Origin of the sequence: Okeania sp. KiyG1 (assembly GCF_014132355.1) — a bacterium.
Classification (GTDB): Bacteria; Cyanobacteriota; Cyanobacteriia; order Cyanobacteriales; family Microcoleaceae; genus Okeania.
Genome location: NZ_BLZO01000060.1, coordinates 69,504 through 93,537 on the forward strand (window position 1 = coordinate 69,504; position 24,034 = coordinate 93,537).

The following is a 24,034-nucleotide window of genomic DNA, read 5'->3' on the forward strand; positions in this document are numbered from 1 at the left end:
GTAATAAGTAATTAAAACATTTAGCCAAAAAAGGAACTAAGAATATGTATCTACAAAATTTCCGTTTTTCTATTACTCTCAAAACTATGATTTTCACATTAGTTTTAGGATTATTTACTACTTCTTTTCCCAACAGTACATCAGCAAAATCTACTCATTCTGCTAGTTCAACTAATAGGAAAGCAAATACTACTCTAGGTATTTCTCAAAATACCTTAGCAAACTCTGTTACTCCTAGAGTACAAGGCGGTTCAACAGGTACTTATGGTGGAGGATCGCGAGGACAAGATAATTGTGTAGATGAGAATCAAAAACCTCTAACTCCTCTAATTCCCAAGATAAATCAAAGACAAGAATTAACCCTAGTAACCCTAGCCTCACATCCAACAATTTATATGTATGTGCCAGAAAACACAGCTATAGCTGGAGAATTTATCTTGAAAGACTCTAGTCAAAAAATAGTTTATGAAAAGCTACTACCAGTATCAAATAGTCAGGGCATTATACGCATTAAAATTCCCAGCAATCAACCAGAATTAAAAGTAGGTGAAGATTATAGCTGGACATTCTCTTTGAGCTGCGAAGGAAGTGGTTATGGAACTGTTGTCCAAAGCTCAATTAAAAGAGTTAATCCCAACCCAAATTTGACAAGAGAACTACAGCAAACATCAGAAAGCGATCGCTGGTTAATTTATTCAAACGCAGGTATATGGCATGAAAAACTGGATGCCTTAGCAGAAAAAATTAGTTTGAATCCGAACGATAACAAACTTAAATCAGAATGGCAAAATCTGCTTAATTCAGTAGGTTTAAATGATGTAGCTAAAGAGCCATTAAATTCAGCTAATTAGCAAGTTAATTTGAAGACTCGAATTAGTCATATAACCCGAATGCCTAACAAATAAGGTATGTATAAGGATAACTATTTTGGAATTACTAGAAAAATATCTGTTAGAAAACTAGGTCTAAAATCTCTAACTTTAACTAAAACCTGTTTCTAACAGTCATTCAATTTTAAATATTTACCAAACACCTCTATGAATAAAACAGCTAAGTTAATAAGTTAAACATGAGTATCAGAGATGTCTAAAAAAAACTCAAAAAATTATCCCCAAACACTCCATAGTCATAATCGATGTTAAATGAAAATTAGATAAAAATCTGATAAGACTACAATTAAAATCAAGGTTTGTACCTCTATATACAGTATCATATACATTAATACCAACCATTATTGTAAATTCTGTATATAGATGAATAACCTAGAACAAGAAACAAAAAAAAGCAAAAATTAAACAAGCTACTCAAACCACTATTAATCGTTTTTGTAGTTGCAACTCTCCTAGTTATTGCTCATAAATTTAACGCTCAACAACTCTTGATAAATGCCCTAGATTGGATAAAAACCCTTGGCCCTTGGGGTCCTATAGCTTTTATAATTATTTATATCTTGGCCACAGTTTTATTCCTTCCAGGCTCACTACTAACTCTAGGTGCAGGTCTGTTATTCGGCCCGATTTTCGGTTCCATCTATGTTTCCATCAGTTCCACTATAGGTGCAACTTGTGCCTTCCTCGTCGGTCGCTATCTGGCGCGAGGTTGGGTGTCCAAACAGATAGAAGGAAATGAAAACTTTAAGGCCATTGATGAAGCAGTAGCCGACGAAGGATGGAAAATTGTTGGACTAACTCGTTTATCTCCTATTTTTTCCTTTTAACCTACTCAACTATGCTTTTGGCTTAACCCAAGTATCTTTACCAGACTATTTTTTCGCTTCTTGGATTGGGATGATGCCAGGAACAATAATGTATGTATATCTTGGTTCTCTGGCTGGTAGTTTGGCAACTTTGGGCACAGAAGGAGGGACGCGGACCACAGCAGAATGGATTCTTTATGGAGTAGGTTTAATAGCCACAATTGCTGTAACCGTTTATGTGACAAAAATTGCTAGAAAAGCTTTACACAAGAAAATTTCCTAATTTTTTGGTTCCATAGTGCAAGGAAAAATTTGATGGCCGTTAAGAAAAATCCAATATACGAAAAATTTCTTGTGCCATTGGTCAGCAACTTTTTAATTGACCAAGAAGCTATAGAACTATTCCGAAATAGTATTATGTCTGGAGGCGCAAAGCGATCGCCTCACTGAATAATTGATAATTTCAGGTTTGAAGTTTCTCTTTAATTAAGGATAAATTTCATTAATATTATTTTTTAGTAAATCCTCTTCTTTTTTAAGAAGAGGTCATTATTAAAAAGATGTATAGCAAACTTTTTAAGATTTGGTATTCTTTATAATTGTCAACCTAGACCACTAAAATTATAAGTCCTGACCACTTTTGTTATTGTAATTAATTGAATTATAAATCCCTAGAATTTATGACAAAAAAATAGGGTCAATAGCCTTCCTTTGGCTGCGTCCCTAGTGTCGCTTACAAGGGAATGAAAAGCGGTCGAGAAATGGCGAGGAAACCTTGCCATATCTAATGGACCAAGAGAAAGTAAACTTCAGTATTTCGGTCCCTCATGCTTTCCTACAGAATGCGGCCCAAACAGCAGTCGGTACTGATAACGTTTGCGTAGCATGGCCTAGGAAAGTTCTGACCATAGGAGGCTAACTGATAACTGATAACTGATAACTGTTAACTGTTAACGAAGTTCCTCCGGAGGAGGCTAACTGAAATGACTCTCAAAGCTGTTTTGTTCGATTTTAATGGTGTAATTATTAATGATGAATTTCTCCATGAAAAATTAATAGAGCAAGTGTTAATTGATGAAAATTTACTCCTTAGACCAGGAGAATACAACCAATTCTGTTTAGGAAGAAGCGACCGTGCTTGTTTAGAAAACATACTTACTGAAAGAAGTAGATATATTAATGAAGGATATTTAGACCAGTTAATTAAACGTAAAGCTCTAGCTTATCAACAACAATTAGAAAGTCTTGAAGAGTTACCAATTTATTCAGATACGATAGATTTTATTTCTCAGGTCGCTAAAGCAAATCTGAAAATGGCTGTGGTTAGTGGTGCTCTTCGATCCGAAATAGAATTAGTCTTAAACAAAGCTAATTTAGATGATTTTTTAAGACAATTATTTCTGGAGATGATGTCGAAGTTAGTAAGCCAAAACCAGATGCTTATTTATTGGCAGTGAATATTCTCAATCAACAATATACAGACATAAATCTACAACCTTCAGAATGTCTAGTTATAGAAGATACTTTTGCCGGAATTGAAGCAGCTAAATTAGCAGGAATGTCTGTGGTTGGCGTCGCCCATACTTATCCTTTTCATATGCTCCAGCGTTTGGCCAACTGGTGTGTAGATTATCTATCCGACCTTGAATTAGACAGAATACAAAAAGTTTATCAAGAAATTAATTCTTAGATATTTGTATATAAGAATACTGTTTTTAGATAAAAAAAAGTATAATGTGTGTCGCTAAAAAATATGTACATTCACTTAACTTTAATCTTCGGTCTGAGCAAATAACCATGAAACTTTTTGAATCCCATCAAAAATAAGTAAAGAACAACATCGGTTTGTAAAGATATTGGTAACAATTGTAACTTATTGTGTTTAACCACTTCTGATATGAGTAAATTTCGGTTACTATTAACTAAATATAAAAGAATAGTTAAAAAACATAAGATTGGAAATATATGTGCTGTAAGCTACATTCTGGTGACTAACCAGCCTTTACCAATCTGCCAAAAGATGATTATCTATACTTATATGGAGATTCTATGACTCCCACAATGTTGCGTCAGCTTTGGTCTTTAATCGAAAACTCCCAAGCTACAACCCTAATATCTCTAGATGATGCTACCCTAGTTCAATGGTTAATCAAACAGTTGAAAACTAGAAATTCCCTCAATGGCAAGGAAGCAGATTTGATTAACGAATATATTCAGTCTCGGTTGTCTTTAATTAGAGATTTAGCTGAAGAACGTTTGGGCAGAGAACCTTCACCATCAGTATAGTAAAAGTTCTATAGAAATAGAGTCGTATATAGTCAAATATAAATAGAAACTATTCAAATAAATATAGCTAAGAAAGAATTGGTGTTTGACTTATGCTAATGACAAATCTTAGACTAGAAAATGTTTTCCAACTTTTGCCTGTTGCCTTCCGGAGCTGTTGCCTGTTCCCTGCTAAATGTGGAAAGTATTTGCTGGAAATATCCTAGAAGCGATCGCTAAGTTAAACGTTATGGTAGTTTTGAAGAGGTTATTTTTCCCAGATTAAAAAAATCGTAATCAACTATGCAAAAATGGTTATCTCTGCTAGTAGCAACTGTGTTGGTGGTACTACCATTAACAGCTTGTGAAGAAGAAAGTCAACAAACCACCAGTCGTCTAGATATAGTAAAAGAGCGTGGTACATTAAACTGTGGGGTAGAAGGAGCCATACCAGGATTTAGCTTTGTAGACCAAAATGGCAACTACTCAGGAATAGATGTGGATATTTGCAAGGCAGTAGCAGCAGCTTTATTTAATGATCCAAATGCTGTAGAATATCGTAACTTAGATTCAACTGAGCGTTTCACCGCTCTTAATGGTGGAGAAGTAGATATGCTTTCTCGAAACACTACTTGGACCATTAGCCGAGATACCACCGTAGGTCTAGAATTTGCCCCCACAACATTTTATGATGGTCAAGGGATGATGGTCCGTGCTGATAGTGGGATTACATCTTTAGAGGGTTTGGAAGGCAAATCAATTTGTGTGGAAGCAGGTACAACAACAGAACTGAACCTAACAGACAATCTCCGTCAACGAAACATCGAAGCTGAGACTTTAACATTTCAACAAGCAGACCCAGCTTATGCCGCTTATGCAGAAGGACGTTGTGATGGGATGACTTCTGATAAATCTCAGTTATTGGGTCGTCGTAGTACTCTACCTAATCCAGATACTCATACCATCCTAGCTGTTACTATGTCCAAGGAACCTTTGGGTCCTGTGACGAAAAATAATGATTCAGCCTGGTTTGACGTAGTTAAGTGGGTAACTTACGCTTTGATAGAAGCTGAAGAGTTAGGTATTACCCAAGCAAATGTAGATGACCTGAAAGAAAATTCTGAGGACCCTACAATCAAACGCTTTTTAGGAGTAGAAGGAGACCTGGGTGAAGGTTTGGGTTTGAGCAATGATTTTGCTTATCGTGTAATTAAGCAAGTAGGTAACTATGGTGAAATTTATGGCCGTAACTTAGGAGCACAATCTCAATTTAAGTTACCTCGCGGTCAAAATAACTTATGGACAAATGGTGGGTTACTTTATTCTCCTCCATTCCGGTGACATCCTCCCGGCGCTGAATCAATAGATAAAGCGCGGGCTTCCAACATCACTGTTAGATATTGCTGCCCTACGCCACTTGTCTAGGTAAAAAGCCCCCGACAGCCCGACTTGACAGCCAATTTCTTTCCCCCAGAGTCCCTGGGTACTAAGTGCTTCGTAGCCTCGGTTACAGATTTCCTGAGCTGAGGCTATGTCGCGATCGACCTCATACTTACATTCTGGGCAGCTATGCCATCTATCAGACAGTTCTTTCCTCACTTCAATTCGGCAGTTTGGGCAGGTTTGAGATGTCCCCTTGTGGTCTACTTCGGCGACATATACCCCTCGCTTTTTTCCCACATAAGAAAGAATACTCCGAAACTGCCCAAAAGCCGCATCAATCGTGTGTTTGCCAAGAAATCCTTTTGCCATAACTCGGAAATCAATATCCGAGGGCGAAGATTGTTCCGGCCATGTCACACAATTTGTGAGCTAACTTGAACTGATAGTCTTTGCGCTTGAAACCGATATGATTGTGCTGCTTTTCTACTTTAATCCTGGCTTTTTCATAGTTAGCAGAACGTTTTTTCTTCTTCGACAATCTGCGTTGTAGCACTTAGCCTTCGGCAAGGCTTTCGCCTACAGCCGACGATGCTCTGTTGCAAAGAATTTGCGTCCTGGTTCTGTAAAGCCGTCACTGGTTGCCAGATAACTGTTCAGTCCGATATCTATTCCCACGAAATGACCATGAGGCTCTGGTTCTGGTATAGAAATATCAGATTGAATGGCAATAACAGCAAACCACCCCATCGCTTTTTTGAGAATTCTGACTTGTTTGACAACAAACCCGTCAGGGATTGGTCGATGCAAGTTGATTTGGACTCTCCCTAACTTGGGTAACTTGATTTGCCACCCTGTAATTGGGTTGGTGGAAAACTGAGGGAAAAGTATCGACTTCATTTGTCCATACTTTTTGTACCTAGGAAATCCGTAACCTCTATTCTGGAAAAAGTCCCAAGCATCGTGCAATCTCCTGATGGTTGTTTGCAGAACCTGAGAGGGCACTGCTGCTAAACGAGGAAACTCTTTTTTAGCTTTGGGGAGTTTGTTTTGCTGTTGCTGATACCCAGGGAATGGATAATCGGCGCTCATTATGTACTCTGACTCCAAGCTACACCTATCTACTGGACACTTTCTAGAAGCAATCCAGTCTTTCAGTTCCCTGAGCGCGTAGTTGTAAGCTACTCGACAAGTTTCGAGCCATTCGTTGAGCAACTCGACTTGTTTTTGATCGGGGTAAATGCGATAGGTGTAGTTTAGATTCAGCATGAAAAGAATCTTACCACAAAAAACAGATTGTAGTAACTGCTAATTTTACCGGGTTTGACCAGATAAAATTAGCTTGGGGGAGTCCATGTATCCCGGCGCTAATTATCCGCGAATATAGCGCGGGACTTATAGCTCCCCCAAACCCCCTCAAAAGTTAAAGGAGAGGCTTTAAACCTTAATTATTCGGTAAATGAAAAGTTCTTAGCAGGAGAGTGAAAAGAAATTATGCAAAAATGGGTATATTTGCTATTGACAACTTTACTATTTTCTACATACTTGACATCTTGTGAAAATTCCCCACCTGAACCAACCCCACCAGGAAAAAGTCGTTTAGATGTTGTAAAAAATCGTGGCAAACTACATTGTGGTGTAGAAGGGAACATGGGAGGATTTAGCTTTGTAGACCAAAATGGCAACTATTCCGGAATAGATGTGGATATCTGCAAGGCAGTAGCAGCAGCTTTATTTAATGACCCAAATGCTGTAAAATATCGCAACCTAGATTCAACTGAGCGTTTCACAGCTCTCAATGGTGGAGAAGTAGATATGCTTTCTCGAAACACAACTTGGACTATTCGCCGAGATACCATTGTAGGTCTAGAGTTTGCCCCCACAACATTTTATGATGGTCAGAGCATAATGGTCCGTGATGATAGTGGGATTACATCTTTAGAGGATCTCCAAGGCAAATCAATTTGTGTTGAAGCAGGTACAACAATAGAACTAAACTTAGCAGACAATCTCCGTCAACGAAACATTGAAGCTGAGACATTAACATTTCAACAAGCAGACCCTGCTTATGCTGCTTATGCAGAAGGACGTTGTGATGGGATGACTTCCGATAAATCTCAATTGCTACATCGTCGTCAAACTTTACCTAATCCCGAACAACATATTATTTTAAATACTACCCTTTCAAAAGAACCTTTAAGTCCAGCAACAGTAAATAATGATTCAGCTTGGTTTGATGTAATTAAATGGGTAATTTATGCTTTGATAGAGGCTGAAGAATTAGGTATTACTCAAGCAAATGTAGAAGAGAAAAAAAATTCTGATGACCCAACAATCAGACGTTTTTTAGGAGTAGAAGGAAATCTTGGTGAAGGTCTAGGTTTAAGTAATGATTTTGCCTATCGTGTAATTAAACAAGTAGGAAACTATGGTGAAGTTTATGACCGAAACTTAGGTAAAAATTCTCCATTTAAACTACCTCGCGGTCAAAATAATTTGTGGACTAATGGCGGTCTACTTTATTCACCACCCTTTCGCTGAAAATTTTAAATTTTAAACAATAATACCATTTTCAAAAAATATTGCTACATTGGCTATTCAAGGTATTAGGTGTTAGGTGGTAGGTGGTAGGTGGTAGGTGGTAGGTATAAGAAATAAACAGTGAAGATTTTTCAATTGGGTTAAGCATGTATATTTTACTGTAATAATCTTTCTTGAATTTGGTATAAAAATGATTGACCAGGAAAATCAAAAAATTCCGCTATGGCGAGATGAAAGATTTTGGCGCATTGCCTTACAAGTTATTGCTATAGTAATTTTTGTTGCGGTTGTAGTTATAATGATTAGCAATCTTAACCGTAATTTAGTACAACAAGGTACAAAATTTGGATTTAGTTTTCTAGGAAACGAAGCTGGATTTAGTATTAGTGAAAGTCTCATTCCCTACAAAGCAAAAGACCCCTATACCCAAGTATTATTAGCAGGTTTTATTAATTCTCTGCGAGTAATGATTTTGGGAATTTTCCTCACAACAATAGTAGGAATATTAGCTGGAATTTCTAGTTTTTCTCAAAACTGGTTACTACGAAATTTGAATCGGGTTTATGTAGAAGTGGTGAGAAATACCCCTCTACTATTACAGTTATTTTTCTGGTATTTTGCAGTTTTTTTCACTCTCCCTAAACCAGAAGAAAAATTAGAATTACCAGGACCAATATTTATGAGTAAACGAGGAATATCTATTCCTTGGCCGGAAAATACTCTCAATGTTTGGTTATGGTTAATAGTCTTAATTGTAGGAGCGATCGCTACTATATTTATTTGGCAGTGGCGAAATAAGTTAATGACGGAAAAAGCTACTTCTGGTAAACCTCAACTTATCGCTGTAATTAGTATTGGAATTATCGAATTATTAATTATTATATTTGCCCTAGGTTGGCAAGCACCTATAGCAACAGAAACAGGAGCAACAGAAGGAGGATTAAATTTAACATTAGAACTGTCAGCTTTATTGGCAGGATTAGTATTTTATACAGGTGCATTTATTGCTGAGATTGTTCGTTCCGGTATTCAAGCAGTGCCAAAAGGACAATGGGAAGCAGCCAGGTCTTTAGGATTAAAATCAAGTTTAGTAATGAGATTGGTAATTTTTCCCCAGGCATTAAGGGTAATGATTCCACCATTAAATAGCCAATATATGAACTTAGCAAAAAACTCTAGTTTAGCAATAGCTATTGGTTATCCAGATTTATATTCCGTTGCTAATACTACTTATAATCAAACAGGTCGTCCAGTAGAAGTATTTATCCTCATTATGGCAGTTTATCTTTTGATAAATTTGATAATTTCATTGTCTATGAATTTCTTAAATAAAAGTGTTCAACTCAAAGAAAGATAACAAAACAATGAATAATGAATAATTAGGGTTTGCGTATGGAAAGTCTTTTGCTAGAGGTAGAAATCAGGAGTCAGAAATCAGGAAAAATAGGAATTATAAAGGAGGTAGTCGGAAAAGTTTTCCCTTAATTTTTCTGCCATAATCGTCCCGAAACAATAGCTTTATGCAGCTTTTTCCACCGAAAAACTCATACTTTTTTAGACAAAAAAATGCTACAACCAATATCAGTCAATGCTTTGATATTACCGAAATATTTTAGTTTAAAGCCTCCCCTTTTAAGGGGATAATAAATAAAAATTTTCCTTTTAGTCAATCCTCTTCTTTTCAAGTAGAGGTAATTCTAAATTCTAAATTCTTAATTCTAAATTCTTGAAATCAGCAAGCCCTAATTAATAATTACCAAATAATTAAGAATTATTAATTAAATAATTTTGGTTTAAAGCCTCCCCTTTCAAGGGGAAAAAAGCAGTCGATCTTCGGAACTTCTCGTAGGGTGGGATGGATGGGTTTCCTAACCATATCCAATCGACCAAGAGAAGAAATAATATTTCCTTATTTTCAATTCCGTAACGGTTTTAACCAGAGGTAATTATCAATTATCCATTATCTATTATCAATTCAATGAACTCTCCTTACGTCACAAAAATAATGGCAATGCACCACTACCGAAAAATCCTCCCATCTCCCTAACTATTCCACCCCCCCTTGAGGGTTTTGGACTGAAAACCAGGCAGTTTTTTAAACCCTAAAAAGGTTTTAGCTAATATCAGTCAATGCTTTGAGATTCGATAGTTCAGCAATTAACAATTAACAATTAACAATTAATAATTACCTCTTCTTAAAACGGATAGGATTGACTAAAATGATTTTTTTATTTTATCCCCTATCCAAGGGGAGGCTTCAAGGCGTGAATTGTTGAATTAATAATTAGGGTTTGCTGAATAAATCTAAAAGCATTGACAGATAAAGGTTTTAACATTTTTTAGTTGAAAATAGTCCAAGCTTAATGGTCGTAATGGTTCAAAAAATTAGCATTTTAGGCTCATAGTTGCGGAGAATAATCAAGGGATTATTCTTCCTCCTACCTCTTCTATAATTCCCATTTATTCTGTCTCCTGTCTCCTACCCTTACCCATAAGACTTTTTCAGCAGACCCTAATTATTAACTATCAACTCTTAATTATTCATTATTCATTATTCATTATTCATTATTCGGTAAACCCTACTTATATGAAAACAATTAATACTTATAAATCATCAGAACCTCCATTTCAGGAAAATAATCCTATACAATGGCTCAGACAAAATTTTTTTAGTACCTGGTATAACACCTTATTAACCATCATCTTACTCAGCATTATTACCAAGGGAATAACAGGTTTTATCTCTTGGGCAATAACTCAAGCAGAATGGGAAGTCATCAAAGTTAACTTGCCATTATTAATGGTAGGTAGATATCCTAAAGACCAATATTGGCGCATCTGGTTAATAGTTGGCATAATTTCTAGCTTATCTGGTTTTTCTTGGGGAATTATTGCCAGAAACTCAGCCACATTATTTTCCCAACCAGTATTAATTTTTCTAGCTGTTATACCTGCCATTTTATTATTAATTCCAGTAACAACCCCATTCAAACTATTGCTGGTAGGAACAGTTATTTTAGTTATTAGTACTGCTTGGGCAGGAAAAAATTTAGGCAAAAAAATTCCAAATCTAGGTAAATCTATATCTTTTATTTGGTTTATAGCTTTTATCTTAACTATCTGGTTAATCGGAGGAGGATTAGGTTTAAAATCTGTACCTACAAACGACTGGGGAGGTTTAATGTTAACTATACTAATGGCTATAGTTAGCATTTTTCTATCTTTTCCTCTAGGAATATTATTAGCTCTAGGCAGACAAAGTAAATTACCAGTAATCAAAATATTTTCTATTGGTTATATTGAAATTATCCGAGGATTACCTTTAATCTCAATCTTATTTATGGGGCAAATTATGATTCCCCTATTTCTACCAGATGGAATGCGACCAGACAGAATTTTACGAGCAATATTAGGATTAACTTTATTTAGTTCAGCTTACCTAGCAGAAAATATTAGAGGAGGTTTACAGTCCATACCAAGAGGTCAAACAGAAGCAGCAAAAGCATTAGGTTTTAATACTCCATTAGCATTAGGATTAATTGTTTTACCCCAAGCATTAAAAGTTGCTATTCCCTCAATTGTCGGTCAGTTTATTAGTCTATTTCAGGATACAACTTTATTATCAATTGTCGGATTATCAGAATTATTACGCATGAGTCGCTCAATCTTAGCTCAACCACAATTTTTAGGAGATTATGCAGAAGTTTATTTATTTAACGGCATACTTTTTTGGATTATTTGTTATGCCATGTCAATTGGTAGTCGGCAGTTAGAAAAAACATTAAATACCGATCATTAACAGTAGTCAAAATTTATGGTTCGAGTGCGTAATTAGTCGCTCTCCTTTTCCTACTGAAAAGCTACGCCAAAAACTGGGTAATTTCAGTTATCAGTTATCAGTTATCAGTTATCAGTACCTCCTTTCAACAATTAATAATTAATAATTAATAATTACCTCTTCTTTTCAAGGAGAGGATTGACTAATCATGAAAATTTTTATTTATTATCCCCGGCGATCAAGGGGAGGCTTTAAACCCACATTCCGCACCACAAAATGTAGCAACCGAAGAAGGAGACAGGAGACAGGAGACAGGAGACAGGAGACAGGAGACAGAATTTTAGAAGAAAATTATAGCTGCCGTGATTGAGTCATCAAATATAGCAATTATTTATGCGTAAATTTTTTACTAGGAAGATTGATGAACGAAAAAAGTATTGAGATGATTTGCTTATGATAAATACCTACCAAGCTACAGATTCATATACTACTTTTAATGATACGCTCTTGAAGTTCCGAATGTGGGTTTAAACCACAATTTTTCGGTAATAGGGAAGCTACGAAAATACGGAATTATCTTTTTTTATCCCCTTAATACCAAATTGATAAATGTTTACTACAAATAGCTAGGATATTTCTTAGGAGTCAACCCACCCCTAACCCCTCCCAACCCACCCTAACCCCTCCCAGGAGGAGGGGAAGTCAGGAGGAACGAGTCCTATGGGAATGGCTTCAATACCATTTTTCAGGTCAGAAGTCATCTTTTTTGTCAAAGGGAATATTCTGAAAAGTCTTTTTATTCCTCTTACTATTCGTGAAATTATTTTTTCACGCTTCGTATAACAGGGAACACTTGAGACCTTATTTTTTGGTCAAAAGTTAAGAGGAAAAACTAATTAGGGTTTGCTGAAAAAGTCTTTTTGCTAGGGTAGGAGACAGGAGACAGGAAGAAGGGGCAATGAGCGAGGAGGTAGGAGTAAGAATTGTCTCTCAATTTTTCTGCCATAATCATCCCAAAATACTAAGTAGTCGTGTAAAAATAACTTGAACAGTTTTTTAATGGAAACTATATTTCACAATTTATCCCAGATAAAATTTGTACAACTTATTCTTACATGGCTCCTAAGCTTTATGCAGCTCTTTCCACCGAAAAGCTGGTACTTTTTTCAACTCTAAAACGCTAAAACCAATATCAGTCAATACTTTTAGATTTGATCGGTAAGCCCTAATTATAATCTTTTTTATTTCTTTGCAACAAAAAGTATATTAGACATCTGGTAAAAATCAAAAATAAAATCAATTATTCTCCATAAATGATCAATTATCTATCCCTATTCCCTGTTCCCTGGTCTATTAGTTAAGAACCTTGGTATAAGTAATATTATGTCCGCTGAATTAGTGATGAAAAACTTTCTTCTTATCTTTCTTCTTTTTTCCTCCTGACTCATGACTCCTCCGTTGTTATTTATAAGTATTCAACCGGACATGATATGAGTAGGTGGGGGTTAAAATTTATCGTTAGATAAATAGAGCAGGTAGAGGACACAAGGAAAGAAACTTCTGAGCGACTTTAGTTTTTCTTGTTAAATACCTTATTTTTTAGTGCCTACTTACTTAGATAGAGAATTTAAATAGGGTTTGCTGAAAAAATCTTTTGCTAAAGGTAGTAGTCAGGAGTCAGGATAAATGGGAATTAATTAGGAGGTAGTCGGGTATATTTGTCCCTTGATTTTTCTGCCTTTATCTGCCCAAAATACTAAATTTTTGAGCTTTTTAGACCGAAAAGCTAGCACTTTTTTCAACCTAAAAAGGTACTTGTCTTTATCTGTCAATGTTTTGAGAGTTAATCGGCAAGTACTAAATAGTTAAATATACATCTCCAGAAAAGAGAGTGTAGGGAGTAGGGACCTTGCATACAACCTCCGTAGGTCCTAGGGAGAAAAAATTAATGTATCTAGTACGATAATTAATTTGATTTTTTATTATTTGGAGACGTCTAATATAAAATTAAAGATATTTAAAGATATAGCAGTCGAAGTAAAGGTTAGGACAGGTCAAAAGCTTAAAACTCAGACAACGTAATACTTTTCCTTCTTCCTTCTTCCTTCTTCCTTCTTTCTTCTGCTATATTACAGCAATAGACGGATAGATTAGGACTTATGCTGATAATTGATCTTTAAACAGGGAAATATTTTTCCTACTATTCCCTATTCCCTATTCCCTGCTATAGCTGAAAATGACAGAAACAAAAACCAAACAAACTGAAGCACAAATAAATTCTGATTTAGCAATAGTTGCTAGAGATGTTCAAAAGTGGTACAGCAATAATTTTCATGTCCTCCGTGGAGTAAGTCTCACAGTAAAACGTGGAGAAGTTGTAGTAATTATGGGGCCAAGTGGCTCAGGTAAATCCACCTTTATCCGTACTTTTAATGCTTTAGAAGAATATCAAAAAGGTAGCATTATTATTGATGGCATCAGTTTATCCCATGACTTGAAAAATATTGAGGCTATTAGGCGAGATGTGGGAATGGTATTTCAGCAGTTTAATTTATTTCCCCATCTCACAGTTTTGCAAAATGTGACTTTAGCGCCAATATGGGTGCGTCGATGGCCAAAAGTCAAAGCAGAAGAAGTGGCAATGCAACTTTTGGAAAGAGTCGGTATTTTGGAACAGGCAAAAAAATTTCCCGGTCAACTTTCTGGCGGTCAGCAGCAAAGGGTGGCGATCGCCCGTGCTTTAGCTATGCAGCCAAGAATTATGTTATTTGACGAACCGACTTCTGCATTAGACCCAGAAATGGTGCGAGAAGTTTTGGATGTTATGCGAAATTTGGCAGATTCGGGAATGACGATGGTGGTTGTGACTCACGAAGTAGGGTTTGCTAGGGAGGTGGCAGACCGGATCGTGTTAATGGCTGATGGGTTATTGATAGAGGAGGCGACCCCAGAAGAATTTTTTCAAAACCCCAAGGAAGAGCGCACGCGCCAATTTTTGTCACAGATTTTGTAGGTTTCAAAAAGCTGGAGTTTCGACTTAGTTAACAATTTGCGCAATTTAGCGACATAATACGCTAGTTCTCACACGCAAGTAGTAACGAGGATGAAATTTGTATCTTCTGCAACTAATCGCTGCTTAAACATTTCTGGCAGTCTATCTATATAGATATAGACCTCAGAAGAAATCCCGCTCCCTACTAGGAACGGCGCAGTAAAGGTTTGAGGACTTTTTTAGTTATGTTAATTGACAAAGACTTAAATGTAAGTATATGACTATAGGGATGCGGTTGGGCAAGACCCGTCAATGCCTGTGGATTAGTAACCGCCGACGGTAGGGACGTTGCATAAGGGCGTCCGTACAGCAGGAAGTAAACAGCCTCCTAGGTCGGAGCTACGCTATCAATTTGTCACGTTATGTGATGCTTTGTATCAGTTTTATGAAGCAGTTGAGAAAATATGCCTTTGAGTTCTCTCGCCTTCAGAAGTGCAGAAGAAATGGAATTGATTTGATTTAATCATTAATTTCATTTTCTGAAGCTCAAAAAAAATTAGGGGTTGTATGTCACAAAAAATCGTGATAATCTGAGAATAGAATTATATATTGGGGTGTGTTCGCCCATACACATGACTTTTTATTCAACCAAGAAATCAGAGCAAAAACCAAATATAGTGAATTGCACTGTAAAACTCAGATAAGGGAATCTTCTTCCTTCGCTATTCATTTTCTGAAGCTCAAAAAAATTAGGGGTTGTATCTCATAAAAAATCGTGATAATCTGAGAATAGAATTATATATTGGGTGTTGTTCGCCCCTGTACATGACTTTTTATTCAACCAAGAAATCAGAGCAAAAACCAAATATCAATGAATTGCACTGTAAAACTCAGATAACGCCAGAGTTTCCCTCTTCCCTCTTCCCTTAATGCTGAAACAACAATCAAAACAAATAAGAATCGTATTAGTAGAGCCTGCCGGACCACTGAACGTTGGTTCTGTAGCCCGGATTATGAAAAACATGGGCTTCCATCACCTAGTCCTAGTTAATCCTCAATGCGACCCCCATGGACTAGAAGCCCGCAAAATGGCAGTTCATGCCCCAGAAATCTTAGAAACAGCCACCATAGTTAAAACATTACCTGAAGCACTACAAGGATGTCAAAGAGCGATCGCCACAACATCCCTAGACCGTTCATTACCCACCCAGCTAGAAAACCCCCGACATACCCTACCTTGGCTATTAGGATATCCAGCAGCCTTAATATTTGGCAGAGAAGACCGAGGCTTAACCAATGTAGAATTAAACTATGCCCAAAGATTTGTCCGTATTCCATCAGATGATATCTATCCTTCACTAAATCTAGCTCAAGCAGTAGCTATCTGTTGTTATGAACTATATCAGTTGCAAACTATGGCACTGAGTAACCAACAAAGTCAGGATAGTCCACCCACCCCTACCCCTAACTTAGAAGCTCCAATAGATTTAATAGAGGCATATTATCAGGATCTAGAAACCCTGCTACTAAAAATAGGTTATCTTTATCCCCATACAGCATCTAGCAGGATGGAAAAAATTCGTCGTCTATTCAACCGCGCCCATCCCTCTACTGAAGAAGTAGCAATGTTACGCGGAATGATTAGGCAAACGAATTGGGCACTTTCTCAGCATTGCGAAAATGATAATTAGGGTTTACTGAAAAAGTCTTATGGGTGAGGGTGGGAGACAGGAGACAGGAGGCAGGAGACAGGAGACAGGAGACAGGAGACAGGAGGAACGGGGAACTATAGAGAAGGTAGGAGAAAGAATTGCCCCTTAATTTTTTCGCCCTTGTTTCCTGAAAATGCCCTCCTTTTTGAACTTGAGCCACCTAAAAGCTTGAACTTTTTTCGACAAAAAAAATGCTTTAGCCTTGATTTGGCAATGCTTTGATAATTAATCAGCAAACCCTAATTAATCTATTTTTCCCTCAATTTCAAAGATTACTTTTACCAAAAAATGAGGTCCAAAGCCTCCCCTTTTAAGGGGATGAAAAAGCGGTTGAGGGATGGCGAGGTCCCCTCGCCATATCCAATCAACCAAGACAGCGGTCGTTTGCGGAGCAGTCCGTAGGATGGGATGGATGGGTTTCCTAACCATATCCAATCGACCAAGAGAATATTCAGTTCAGTATTTTCGTAGCCTCCGACTAAAGCCGGAGGTACTGATAACTGAAGGGCGCAGTTCCTCCGGAGGAGGCTAACTGATAACTGATAACTGAAATGACCTTTTCCAAAATTAATAGCTGATAGCTAATAGCTGACGGCTGAATGCTTAAATATTAATAATGTCACAACCCGTGATAAATCAAATAATTATCTGTATTTTCTCTTGGTATTAAGTTTTTCGCTTGATATATTATTTATGTGACTTTTGACTTTTGTGAAATGGAATAAACTAATATACCTCTTTCAAAACTGAAAGTCCAATAAATTTTCATGCAGAAATAGTCAATTTTTGTTGATTTTGATTTACTTCTGTTTGATAAACAAAATTATAGTTATAAATTAAGGTGTTTGGAGTGGTTCAAAGATTTCCTAGTCCATCAATTCTTTCAGTAGTATCATCCCCTACTAGGCCAGATTCTCAATCGAAGCAATCTAGTAGTAGACAAAAAAGTCATCCCGTGCAACCGCAGCTACCCCTCAAAAGAAAGCGTAACGTAGCTAAATTTCCTCTACCACCTTCTGAGGAACCTTATCTTAGGTCTGTCCCCCCAAGAAAGAAAGTTGTTCCCCCTAGAACCTTAAAAACAGAAATTCCTAAATTTCAATCTCACAGAGCTAAACGTAGCCGAAGAGACGAACTGGCTAGATTAAGGTCCATAGCAGAACAACAACCCAAAACATCTACTCGACCCCAAAAACGGCCAGAAAAAGCCGAATCTTTTCTTTCTCAGCCACCACTGCCAAAAAAATCCCCACTCACAAGTCGTAAACGCTCTGTATCTTCTTCAGTAGTGTTGTACGCAACTCGGATGTTAATTTTGGGTATGGGAGTAGCGGTAATTAGTGGGACATTGCTATCAATGTTGAAACCTGGAAGTAGTTCTAGTCTCCTTTCTCAAGCAGCAGATGTAGAATCAAATCAAGAATGGAAGTCTCCCTCCATTGTACCTTTAGCAGTACAACAAACTAGAGAAATTACAGCTTTGAAAACAGAACTAGATACAGTCATTGCAGAATACCCAAGTCTCACTCCAGGAATATTTCTGATTGATGTTGATACTGGTGCTTATATAGATATTAATGGAAATGTTGCTATTGCAGCGGCTAGTACAATTAAGGTGCCAGTATTAGTGGCTTTCTTTCAAGCTGTGGATCAAGGTCGCATCAAACTAGATGATATGTTGACAATGGAGGAATCTCATGTAGCTGAGGGTTCGGGAGATATGCAGTTTCGCAGACCTGGTACTAAATATACGGCTTTGCAAACAGCGACAAAAATGATCGTGATTAGCGATAATACCGCAACCAATATGTTAATTGAAGCACTTGGTGGAGCTGAAGTTTTGAATCAGTTGTTTCAGAGTTGGGGTTTGAAGAATACTATTATTAATGACTCCTTACCAGACCTCTCTGGGACTAATACAACATCTCCCAAGGATTTGATTAATTTAATTTCACAGGTAAATCAAGGTGGGTTGGTATCTCTAAAGTCTCGCGATCGCCTGTTTAGAATTATGGAGAGGACTAAAAATGATTCATTGTTACCTCGGGGTATAGGTAGAGGTACTATTATTGCTCACAAAACAGGCAACCTGAAGTCCGTATTAGCAGATGTGGGTATGATTGACTTACTCAATGGCAAGCGCTATCTATTAGCTGTACTGGTGAAGCGCCCAGATGAGGAGCAAACTGCCATAAACTTGATTCGCGATGTATCCAAGAAAACTTATCAATATCTTGAATCTTCAGAGCAATAGTTGTTTGTTATCTGGAATTGTAAGCAAAAATAAGTCCTCTATGAATTGCTACATTTAGCAAATTAATATTATGGAATTATTTGGTAAATTTAGTATAAAAATCAAGTATAACACTATGAATACAGGTTAGGATATTTTAGTATTCTCTCTCTTTGTGTATGTTCCTTTTCAACTCAAGTACCTTGTTGTAAGAATTGGGATAGTACTATATACCTTAGTCAAGGCTAACTTGACATTGATTAACTATTTTTAAGAGTAGCCTAAAATTATTGACCAGAAAATTGGGTTTCAAGCCTCGCCCTTCTAGGGCGACTTTTTAGTTGATTTTGTGCAACAAATTATGTTATCATGTTGTGAGTCAAGAGGCCATTTTATGAAAGCGAGATTTAGATACCGTATATATCCAACACAAGGACAAAAACACCGATTAGCAAAGCTATTTGGTTGTGTCCGTGTTGTTTGGAATGATAGTCTAGCTTGCTGCCTGTGAAAAGTATAAATTAGGAGAGAAGAAACCCACTAACGAAAAGCTACAAAAACAGTTTATTACCCAAGCAAAAAAGACTGAAGATAGAGAGTGGTTATCGGAAGTTTCTAATATACCACTACAGCAATCTTTGAATGATTTAAACCAAGCGTATCAAAATTTCTTTACTTCCACCAAAGGCAAGAGGAAAGGTAAACCTGTAAAACCTCCTAAATTCAAAAGTAGGAAATCAAGACAGACTGCAAGGTTTAGAAAGGGTGGCTTTAAAGTTGGTCAACACAAAGTCTATTTAGCTAAGATTGGAAAGCTGAAAATTATTTGGTCAAGAGAGTTGCCTAGTGAGCCTAGCTCCGTAACAGTAATAAAAGATTCAGCTAATAGATATTTTCTGAGTTTTGTGGTAGAAATTTCACCAGAAGTATTGCCTAAAAATGATAACTCTGTAGGTATAGATTTAGGAATTAAAACTTTTGCTACCTTGAGCAACGGTGAAAAAGTGGATGCTCCTAAACCATTAAAAAAACGGATTAAGAAATATCGTAAGTTAAGCAAGTCATTATCTAACAAAACCAAGGGTTCTAAACGATATGAAAAATCCAGATTGAGAGTTGCTAAGTTTCATGGCAAGTTAAAAGATACAAGGACAGATTTTCTACATAAATTGTCTACTGAAATTATTAACGAAAACCAAGTAATAGTTTTAGAAGATTTGAATGTTTCTGGAATGGTTAGAAACCGCAAATTATCAAGAGCAATTTCTGATTTAGGTTGGCGACAATTCCGAACACTATTACAAGGAAAAGCAGAAAAATACAGTCGTGATTTTAGAGTAATTAGTCGTTGGGAGCCAACATCCCAAGTTTGCTCAAATTGTGGCTTTAAAGGTGGGAAGCTAGACCTTCACGTGCGAGAATGGGAGTGTCTCAACTGTGGTGCAAAACATGATAGAGACGAGAATGCAGCGATAAATATATTAGTCGCGGGCGGGCAGTCCGAGACATTAAACGGACGTGGAGGCAAGCGTAAGACTACCGCCAAGGCAGCAGCAGCCAATGAAACGTCAACCCACCGAGGAGCTTAGGCTCGGTAGGAATCCCCGTGCCTTCAGGGCGGGGAGGATGTCAACAAGCAAAATTAAAATGCTAAACTACAAATATAATAAGGCCAGAGTTTAAGTAGATCGCAAAAAATAGGTCCTAGATAGTATTGATAAGGCAAAAGATTAATTGAAAAAACTCAAGGAGTGTTATGGAAAAATGGAAAACATAATGGAATATCGGAAGTTAGATCCAGGTTTAGTAAATGTCCTGAATAAAATGCCTACATCACATAAACAGCCAGTTGAAGTGTTTGTTCGCACAACGGAAGTACCAAATCAAAAAGAAGCCAGTTTCTTAAAAGAACTAGGGGTAAGAGGGTTAAATCATCAGCGGTGTACCTTTACAGCTAGGCTTTCAGCAGAAGCAGTTACAGAATTATCTCATCAGCCTTGGATACATAACCTCAAGTTAGCAAGAAAGATGCGTTTGGCTTGAGTTGGTATCAATATTCAATTTAAAACTACCTTTTTCTATTTAATACTTTGGCGATCGCTGATTTTCTAGAACAAAAGATAGGGCGATCGCTGTTTTTCTGCTATAACTGCTAAATTAATATAGAATATAGAATCCAGTTATACAGTATATGTTTATAATTCTATCCACACTTCAATATTTAATCTCCCAGGCGTTGCACAGTGACAAATGATTTGAGATTTTTGATGAACAGGATTTTAGATTTGAGAATTGCTAGAATGATTAATATTAGGTTTTTTTAGTCAAAATCTAAACCAATTTTTTGTAGTATCATTCCATAATGTGCAACCCCATTTCTCTATCTATCCCAACTATAATAATAAGTATTCAACCGGATTTGATATTAGACATCTCCAGAAAAGAGGCAACAGCTCATCTGACAACAGGGAACCAACCCCTCGCCCCTCCCCTCCAAAGAGGGGAATAATTGATAATTTATGGATAATAATTGATTTTATTTTTGATTTTTACCAGATGTCTATTACCTCCTGACTCCTTATACCAAGCGTGAAAAAAGAATGTTACGAATAATAAGCACCATAAAAAGACTTTCAGATAAAGTCTGTTTCACGAAAAAAGTAATTGGCAATATCAAAAATGGTATTAAATCTATCCCCGCGTGCATTCGCGCATTCGCGCATTCGCGCATTAGAATAAATACCCTAACTATTTGTAGCAAACATTTATCAATTTGGTATTACTCCTTACTCCTGTACGGGAGATTCGCGTAATTAGGAGCATGACAAACGGAAATCGCCCCTACTGACTCCTGAATGATATGATAATTAATTATCCGGATACTATATAAAAAGGTATGCGCTCAAAATCAAAGAAAAATGACTCACACTGCTGATAGATTCTACCTGAAGATTCAACAAGTTGAAAAAGTCTGCCTATTTGAACTTGCCTGGGGTAGAGGGCAACAATTAAGTGTCACTCTTCCTTATCCTGAAGAGCTTACCATATTTTATCAAGATTGGCAAACAAAATATCTGAGTTTTTATCATAGAGCCTTACGAGGAAGGGTAGTAAGTACAGGAACAATAATCAGACAAGTTGATTGGGAACAAAAATTGGTGCAAGCAGAAGCAAAACTTCTGTGTGAATTTCATCGTTGGCTACGACACGAAAAACTATATGAAATTAGAGCAATTATTGCTCAAGCAGCCAAACAAAAAACAGAGAATTTATTACCATCACAGCACAACACTCATGTACCTACTATTGACATATTTCTAACTTGTAACTCCCAAGACTTATGTCGTTTACCCTGGGAAGTATGGGAAATTACAGAATTTGCTGCATCCAGTAAAATTAGAATAGTCCGCCAACCTATCAATATCCACTATACACCAGTCAATTATCAATCTAAACCCTGTCGAGGTAAAGCTAGGGTATTAGCAATACTTGGGGATGATACAGGTTTAAATTTCCAGGTAGATAGAGAAGCAGTAAAATCACTATCCCCAATAGCAGAAGTAGAGTTTGTGGGTTGGCAACCTCACGAAAGTCAAGCAGAGCTAAAAGACAAAATTGTCAAAGCCATAAAAGATGAACGTGGGTGGGATATCTTATTTTTCGCCGGACACAGTAATGAAAATCTGAATACAGGTGGGGAACTAGCGATCGCTCCAGGCACATCTATATCGATGATCGAAATTGCTCAATCTTTAACTATAGCCAAACAGAGAGGTTTACAATTTGCCATCTTCAACTCCTGTAGTGGTTTAAGCATCGCTAACACTCTGATAGACTTAGGTTTAAGTCAAGTTGCCGTCATGCGAGAACCTATTCATAACCAAGTCGCCCAAGAATTCTTAGTGAGATTTCTACAAAGTCTAGCCGAATACAAAGATGTTCACGAATCATTATTATCAGCGTGTCAATTTTTAAAGCTAGAGAAAAATCTCACTTATCCTAGTACATATTTAATACCATCTTTGTTTTGCCACCCGGATGCTCCACTATTTCGTCTGCAACCATCTAGAATTAAAGACAAATGCAAACGGTGGTTACCTAGCAAACAAGAAGCGATGGCGCTCGGTGCATTAATTTTATGCAGTTGGCAATTATCAACTCAAAGTTTTTTAATTGAAAAGCGAGTATTAGTGCAAGCTATGTATCGGCAATTTACCAACCAACTCGATCGCCAAAATTCGTCTCCCGTGCTATTAGTTGAAATCGACGAAGAGTCCATCAAAAAAGCCAAAATATCCGATCCGAGACCTATGGATCGTAGCTACATAGCCAAAATCATCGATAGACTTACATCTATAAATGCCAAAATTATTGGTGTTGACTATCTATTCGATCGCCATCAACCAAAAAACGACAAAAAATTATCTCGGACTCTGCGCTCATCCATAAAAAAACAAAATACTTGGTTTGTTTTAGCAACATCTCGTAATCAAGCTGGTGGTTGGTTTGAACCCTTACCAGAGTTAGCATCCCCAAATTGGCAACTACAGGGAGATACTTTTGTTATCGGTTATGACAGTTACGTTACCCATTTTACATTGTTACCAAGGCAATATTCTAGCAAGAGACCATTGCCTTTTTCTTATTGGCTAGCAGTTGCTCACTGGTTAAACTTTGAACAATCTGGAGAGTTGGTTCAACCCCAGATTAATTCCTCAGATAACTGGGTATCTCAAGTCAAAAATCATATTAATCAGACCACAGGTGAATATAAATTTTTAGATTTATTTTCCCATTCATCTCGCTTACAACCTTTAACTAAATTTTCCTATAAATTAGGGCAAATGTGGATGCATCCAATTCTAGATTTTTCTGTTCCCCCAGAAGCAGTTTTTCAACGTTTACCTGCTTGGCAACTTTTGGAAAGTAATGACTCCCCATTATTACCACTAACTACATTGGATAAACGTCCATCAATAGTGATTATTGCTGCTGGATATAAGGATGCAGGATTAGTTGCTCCAGGTGGAGACAGTTTTCCTTTACCTGCTGCCGTTGGTTACTGGCGTTCTCAACATCCTGCAAACCCAAGTAAGGTATTCACCGGGGGTGAAATTCATGCTTATATGGTTCATCATTTGCTCAATCAAAGATTAGTTATACCTATTCCTAATTTATGGTTAATTTTATTAGCTGCTTTGTTAGGAAAAGGAACAGTATTGGTGTTAGGAAATAGTACGAAAACTCAAAAACAGGAAATTATTCTGTTATTGTTTTTATTGACTATAATTTATGCATTAGCGAGTCTACAAATTTATATTTCAGCAGCAATTTTATTACCTTGGTTGTTGCCTAGTCTAACATTTTGGATTTATATCTTTTTATATTTGATTAACCGTAAGTCAAGTTATTTGAATTGAGGTTTTATATTATTTTG

At 36.9% G+C, this 24,034-nt stretch carries 17 protein-coding genes and 2 pseudogenes; 16 read left to right on the forward strand and 3 right to left on the reverse strand.

Going from position 1 to position 24,034, the window contains the following annotated elements:
* Nucleotides 1-44: 44 nt before the first annotated feature.
* The 6 genes and pseudogenes from SAGCYANO_RS12370 to SAGCYANO_RS12390 all read left to right on the forward strand — a co-directional run bounded on the left by SAGCYANO_RS12370 (nt 45) and on the right by SAGCYANO_RS12390 (nt 5,302).
* A complete protein-coding gene (locus SAGCYANO_RS12370) occupies nt 45-851 on the forward strand; it encodes a DUF928 domain-containing protein (RefSeq protein WP_202220357.1) in 807 nt (268 codons plus the stop codon).
* 467 nt (nt 852-1,318) lie between these two features.
* A pseudogene (locus SAGCYANO_RS12375) lies at nt 1,319-1,979 on the forward strand (TVP38/TMEM64 family protein).
* Nucleotides 1,980-2,011: 32 nt separating this feature from the next.
* Nucleotides 2,012-2,146 (forward strand): hypothetical protein, encoded by a 135-nt coding sequence (locus tag SAGCYANO_RS47520; protein ID WP_255502550.1) that lies wholly within the window; start codon nt 2,012-2,014, stop codon nt 2,144-2,146.
* A 533-nt stretch (nt 2,147-2,679) separates the two neighbouring features.
* A pseudogene (locus SAGCYANO_RS12380) lies at nt 2,680-3,386 on the forward strand (HAD family hydrolase).
* Nucleotides 3,387-3,745: 359 nt separating this feature from the next.
* On the forward strand, nt 3,746-3,982 hold the full coding sequence (locus SAGCYANO_RS12385; RefSeq protein WP_202220358.1) for a hypothetical protein: 237 nt from the start codon (nt 3,746-3,748) through the stop codon (nt 3,980-3,982).
* Nucleotides 3,983-4,264: 282 nt separating this feature from the next.
* Entirely contained in the window at nt 4,265-5,302 is a 1,038-nt protein-coding gene (locus tag SAGCYANO_RS12390; protein ID WP_202220359.1) for an amino acid ABC transporter substrate-binding protein, read from the forward strand.
* An 18-nt stretch (nt 5,303-5,320) separates the two neighbouring features.
* Here SAGCYANO_RS12390 and SAGCYANO_RS44615 read toward each other — a convergent pair whose 3' ends face one another.
* Genes SAGCYANO_RS44615 through SAGCYANO_RS44625 form a run of 3 tightly spaced genes read right to left on the reverse strand, consistent with a single transcriptional unit; the run spans nt 5,321 to nt 6,610 of the window.
* Entirely contained in the window at nt 5,321-5,761 is a 441-nt protein-coding gene (locus SAGCYANO_RS44615; protein ID WP_237396102.1) for a transposase, read from the reverse strand.
* The gene (locus SAGCYANO_RS44620; RefSeq protein WP_237396104.1) at nt 5,724-5,897 is read right to left on the reverse strand and encodes a transposase; all 174 of its coding nucleotides are present in this window, start codon (nt 5,895-5,897) and stop codon (nt 5,724-5,726) included. The genes SAGCYANO_RS44615 and SAGCYANO_RS44620 overlap by 38 nt, the downstream gene beginning before the upstream one ends.
* A gap of 23 nt (nt 5,898-5,920) precedes the next feature.
* Nucleotides 5,921-6,610: a transposase gene (locus SAGCYANO_RS44625; protein WP_237396106.1), complete on the reverse strand. Its 690-nt coding sequence runs from the start codon at nt 6,608-6,610 to the stop codon at nt 5,921-5,923.
* A gap of 225 nt (nt 6,611-6,835) precedes the next feature.
* Here SAGCYANO_RS44625 and SAGCYANO_RS12400 point away from each other — a divergent pair, with 225 nt between their 5' ends.
* The 10 genes from SAGCYANO_RS12400 (at nt 6,836) to SAGCYANO_RS12440 (ending at nt 24,017) form a co-directional block, all read left to right on the forward strand.
* Nucleotides 6,836-7,882, forward strand: a complete 1,047-nt coding sequence (locus SAGCYANO_RS12400) for an amino acid ABC transporter substrate-binding protein (RefSeq protein ID WP_202220360.1) — start codon at nt 6,836-6,838, stop codon at nt 7,880-7,882.
* A gap of 190 nt (nt 7,883-8,072) precedes the next feature.
* Nucleotides 8,073-9,239 (forward strand): amino acid ABC transporter permease, encoded by a 1,167-nt coding sequence (locus SAGCYANO_RS12405; RefSeq protein ID WP_202220361.1) that lies wholly within the window; start codon nt 8,073-8,075, stop codon nt 9,237-9,239.
* A 1,230-nt stretch (nt 9,240-10,469) separates the two neighbouring features.
* A complete protein-coding gene (locus SAGCYANO_RS12410) occupies nt 10,470-11,681 on the forward strand; it encodes an amino acid ABC transporter permease (protein ID WP_202220362.1) in 1,212 nt (403 codons plus the stop codon).
* A gap of 2,215 nt (nt 11,682-13,896) precedes the next feature.
* Complete coding sequence (locus SAGCYANO_RS12415; protein ID WP_202220363.1) at nt 13,897-14,673, forward strand: amino acid ABC transporter ATP-binding protein; 777 nt, start codon at nt 13,897-13,899, stop codon at nt 14,671-14,673.
* A gap of 908 nt (nt 14,674-15,581) precedes the next feature.
* Nucleotides 15,582-16,343, forward strand: a complete 762-nt coding sequence (locus SAGCYANO_RS12420; RefSeq protein WP_202220364.1) for an RNA methyltransferase — start codon at nt 15,582-15,584, stop codon at nt 16,341-16,343.
* Nucleotides 16,344-17,214: 871 nt separating this feature from the next.
* The gene (locus SAGCYANO_RS12425) at nt 17,215-18,618 is read left to right on the forward strand and encodes a serine hydrolase (RefSeq protein WP_202220365.1); all 1,404 of its coding nucleotides are present in this window, start codon (nt 17,215-17,217) and stop codon (nt 18,616-18,618) included.
* Between the two features lie 373 nt (nt 18,619-18,991).
* Nucleotides 18,992-19,108, forward strand: a complete 117-nt coding sequence (locus SAGCYANO_RS49190) for a helix-turn-helix domain-containing protein (RefSeq protein WP_307785873.1) — start codon at nt 18,992-18,994, stop codon at nt 19,106-19,108.
* A gap of 55 nt (nt 19,109-19,163) precedes the next feature.
* Entirely contained in the window at nt 19,164-20,186 is a 1,023-nt protein-coding gene (locus SAGCYANO_RS12430; RefSeq protein ID WP_307785876.1) for an RNA-guided endonuclease TnpB family protein, read from the forward strand.
* A 175-nt stretch (nt 20,187-20,361) separates the two neighbouring features.
* Entirely contained in the window at nt 20,362-20,640 is a 279-nt protein-coding gene (locus SAGCYANO_RS12435) for a hypothetical protein (protein WP_202220366.1), read from the forward strand.
* An 875-nt stretch (nt 20,641-21,515) separates the two neighbouring features.
* Entirely contained in the window at nt 21,516-24,017 is a 2,502-nt protein-coding gene (locus tag SAGCYANO_RS12440) for a CHASE2 domain-containing protein (protein ID WP_202220367.1), read from the forward strand.
* Nucleotides 24,018-24,034: the final 17 nt, after the last annotated feature.

What these genes read in the sequence shown, in the direction of transcription:
- SAGCYANO_RS49190 (WP_307785873.1), top strand. Translation starts at nt 18,992, where the DNA reads ATGAAAGCGAGATTTAGATACCGTATATATCCAACACAAGGACAAAAA.
- SAGCYANO_RS12420 (WP_202220364.1), top strand. Translation starts at nt 15,582, where the DNA reads ATGCTGAAACAACAATCAAAACAAATAAGAATCGTATTAGTAGAGCCT.
- SAGCYANO_RS47520 (WP_255502550.1), top strand. Translation starts at nt 2,012, where the DNA reads ATGGCCGTTAAGAAAAATCCAATATACGAAAAATTTCTTGTGCCATTG.
- SAGCYANO_RS12405 (WP_202220361.1), top strand. Translation starts at nt 8,073, where the DNA reads ATGATTGACCAGGAAAATCAAAAAATTCCGCTATGGCGAGATGAAAGA.
- SAGCYANO_RS12435 (WP_202220366.1), top strand. Translation starts at nt 20,362, where the DNA reads ATGGAAAACATAATGGAATATCGGAAGTTAGATCCAGGTTTAGTAAAT.
- SAGCYANO_RS12400 (WP_202220360.1), top strand. Translation starts at nt 6,836, where the DNA reads ATGCAAAAATGGGTATATTTGCTATTGACAACTTTACTATTTTCTACA.
- SAGCYANO_RS12440 (WP_202220367.1), top strand. Translation starts at nt 21,516, where the DNA reads ATGACTCACACTGCTGATAGATTCTACCTGAAGATTCAACAAGTTGAA.
- SAGCYANO_RS44625 (WP_237396106.1), bottom strand. Translation starts at nt 6,610, where the DNA reads ATGCTGAATCTAAACTACACCTATCGCATTTACCCCGATCAAAAACAA.
- SAGCYANO_RS12415 (WP_202220363.1), top strand. Translation starts at nt 13,897, where the DNA reads ATGACAGAAACAAAAACCAAACAAACTGAAGCACAAATAAATTCTGAT.
- SAGCYANO_RS12390 (WP_202220359.1), top strand. Translation starts at nt 4,265, where the DNA reads ATGCAAAAATGGTTATCTCTGCTAGTAGCAACTGTGTTGGTGGTACTA.
- SAGCYANO_RS12370 (WP_202220357.1), top strand. Translation starts at nt 45, where the DNA reads ATGTATCTACAAAATTTCCGTTTTTCTATTACTCTCAAAACTATGATT.
- SAGCYANO_RS12410 (WP_202220362.1), top strand. Translation starts at nt 10,470, where the DNA reads ATGAAAACAATTAATACTTATAAATCATCAGAACCTCCATTTCAGGAA.
- SAGCYANO_RS12385 (WP_202220358.1), top strand. Translation starts at nt 3,746, where the DNA reads ATGACTCCCACAATGTTGCGTCAGCTTTGGTCTTTAATCGAAAACTCC.